General features: G+C 62.5%; 2 protein-coding genes. One reads left to right on the forward strand and one right to left on the reverse strand.

The genetic code is table 11. From position 1 onward, the window contains the following. Nucleotides 1-211 precede the first annotated feature (211 nt). On the forward strand, nucleotides 212-1,654 hold the full coding sequence (locus EN906_RS30430; RefSeq protein WP_127270664.1) for an MFS transporter: 1,443 nt from the start codon (nucleotides 212-214) through the stop codon (nucleotides 1,652-1,654). A gap of 11 nt (nucleotides 1,655-1,665) precedes the next feature. Here EN906_RS30430 and EN906_RS30435 read toward each other — a convergent pair whose 3' ends face one another. Beyond that, entirely contained in the window at nucleotides 1,666-2,370 is a 705-nt protein-coding gene (locus EN906_RS30435) for a nitroreductase (protein WP_164748979.1), read from the reverse strand. Nucleotides 2,371-2,581: the final 211 nt, after the last annotated feature.

A 2,581-nucleotide genomic window follows, 5' to 3' on the forward strand; every position in this document is an offset into this window, starting at 1 on the left:
CATGCCAGCGAGGAAGTCGGCTACGAGGTGCAGTAGGCGGCGCGGCCGGATGGCCGCGTTGCCCACATCTGGCATCAACGCCAGCCGCTTCTGCCGCTAGAGAATCTGGCCGCCGGCGCCCATGGTGCGAAAACGTGGCCGCCCAACCGGCCCGAGGGATATGAAATCCCTTCTTCAAGAGTCGGCACATTCGTTTGGTTCGAACATCTCCATGACCGCAGAACTATCCGCCGGCGCCACGGATCGCGCCGATGTGCCGGCCAGAGCCTTGCTCCTGCTGCCGCTGACGGTCGCCTGCGGCGTGTTCATGACCAGCCTCGACCAGAATGTCGTGGTGACCGCGCTGCCGGGCATCAGCGAAAGCCTCGGCCGTCCGCCCAGCCAGCTCGGCCTCTTGATTACCGTCTATGTCGCCAGCCTGATCATCTCGATGCCGCTTGGCGGCTGGGCCGCCGATCGCTTCGGCCTGCGCAACGTCTACTGCTTTGCCTTGCTGGTGTTCGCCGCCTCGTCGGCGCTCTGCGGGCTGTCCGACAACATCTGGATGCTGGTCGGCGCCCGCGCGCTGCAAGGCTTTGGCGGTGCCTTGATGGGCACGCTCGGCCAGGTCGTCATCCTGTCGACCTTTCCGCGCAGCCGAACGCTGAAGATCAACATGTACATCTCGCTGGCCGGCCAGTCCGGACCGTTGGTCGGTCCGCTCGTCGGGGGCGCGCTGACCACCTACATTTCCTGGCGCTGGATCTTCTTCATCAACGTGCCGTTCGCGCTGGCGGCGGCAATTCTTGCCGCCTCGCTGTTTCCGACGATGACCAAGCCCGTGCGCACGCCGTTCGATTTTCCGGGCTTCCTGCTGGTCGGCAGCGGCATGGTCCTGCTGGTCTTCGGCATGGATTCGCTTGCTGCCAAGGATGCCGCGGGCGGCATCATCGCCGCAGAACTGGCGCTGGCGCTGGTCATCCTGACCATCGCCTCGTTCTACTGCCTGCGCGTGCGCAATCCGCTGCTCGATCTCGAGCTGTTGCGCATCCGTACCTTCCGCATTTCGTTCCTCACCGGCGGCGGGCTGGACACGATCGGCCTCAGCTCGGTGGTGTTCCTGCTGCCCTTGATGTTCCAGCTCGGCTTCGGCATGAGCGCGGTGCAGGCGGGATCGCTGACCTTCGTCGCCGCGGTCGGCTCCGTGGCCATGCGCTTCTTCATGCCGCGTGTCCTCAACCGTTTCGGCTTTCGCCGCGTGCTGGTCTACAACACCCCGATCGTCGCCGTGATGGTCGCCGGCTTCGCCTTGATGCAGGCGACGACGCCGGTGTGGATCGTGCTGACCTACATCTTCGTCTTCGGCGTCTTCCGCTCCGCGCAATGGGCCTCGACCGGCAATCTCGCCTATTCCGACATCGCGCCCGAGCAGCTCGCCCGCTTCAGCGCGCTCTATTACATATTATGGCAGCTGGCGGTGGCGATCAGCGTCGGCCTGGCTGCGGCGGTATTGTCATTTCTGGCCGGCGGCGGTCCAGCCGTCGCCGACGATTTCCGCATCCTGTTCGTCATCGAGGGCATCATCACGCTCTGCGCGCTGCTTGCCTACCTCAAGCTGACGCCACAGGACGGTGCCCATGTCAGCGGCCACGGCGCACAGATGAATACCGAATGAGGCTGGCTGGCTTATTCGCTGAACGTCACCCACTCTTCCAGCGGCACGCGGTCGGTGCGGAAGGCGTTTTCAGGTTTTGACGTATCTTCATAACCAAGCGCCATGCCGCAGACGACGATCTCTTCGTCCGGAATGTCGAGCACCGGCCTGATCTGCCGGTGATAGGGCGCGAAGGCCGCCTGCGGACAGGTGTGCAGACCCCTGCCTCTTGCTGCGACCATAATGTTCTGCAGGAACATGCCGTAGTCGATCCATGAGCCCTGGTTGAGGCGGCGGTCGATGGTGAAGATCATGCCGACCGGGGCGTCGAAGAAGACGAAGTTGCGGTCGTGCTGGGCGCGCATCTTGTCGACCTCGCGACGACCGATCCCGAGCGCGCCATAGAGGCCGAAACCGTTGGCGCGGCGGCGGGTCAGATACGGCTCGAAGAACTGTGTGGGATAATACCGGTACTCGTCCCAATCAGCTTTTTCGGCGCGAATGCCGGAATTGAGAATGGCGTCTGATATCCGCTGCTTGCTCTCGCCCTTGGTGACATAGACCTTCCATGGCTGCATGTTGGTGCCGGATGGGGCACGCGCCGCAACCGCCAGAATGGCGCGGATGGTTTCGTCGTCGACCATGTCGGGCAGGAATGCGCGCACCGAACGGCGCGACAGGATCGCCTCGTCGACAATCTCGGCATCGCCCGCAATTCGGGGGTTATTTTCCAGCATGGGCCGTCCCTTACCCTTTGTCTCGATCGGACGTCCCCACTCGCCGCTCTCGGCGGAGCCTTTGCATGAACCGTCAAAATCGCGCAAGCAAATCTTGTGCATCCGTGAAAATCTACTTGATTTTTTCATGAGCTTGACTTCTCATGAAATTTGGCCAGATTTTTTCATAAAGTGAGCGCTTTGCCTTCGACTACCGCTAGAACATTGCAGG

The sequence above is a fragment of the Mesorhizobium sp. M7A.F.Ca.CA.004.06.1.1 genome (assembly GCF_003999135.1).
Classification (GTDB): domain Bacteria; phylum Pseudomonadota; class Alphaproteobacteria; order Rhizobiales; family Rhizobiaceae; genus Mesorhizobium.

Excerpts from the sequence above, each read along its gene's own strand:
- EN906_RS30435 (WP_164748979.1), bottom strand. The coding sequence starts at position 2,370 with ATGCTGGAAAATAACCCCCGAATTGCGGGCGATGCCGAGATTGTCGAC.
- EN906_RS30430 (WP_127270664.1), top strand. The coding sequence starts at position 212 with ATGACCGCAGAACTATCCGCCGGCGCCACGGATCGCGCCGATGTGCCG.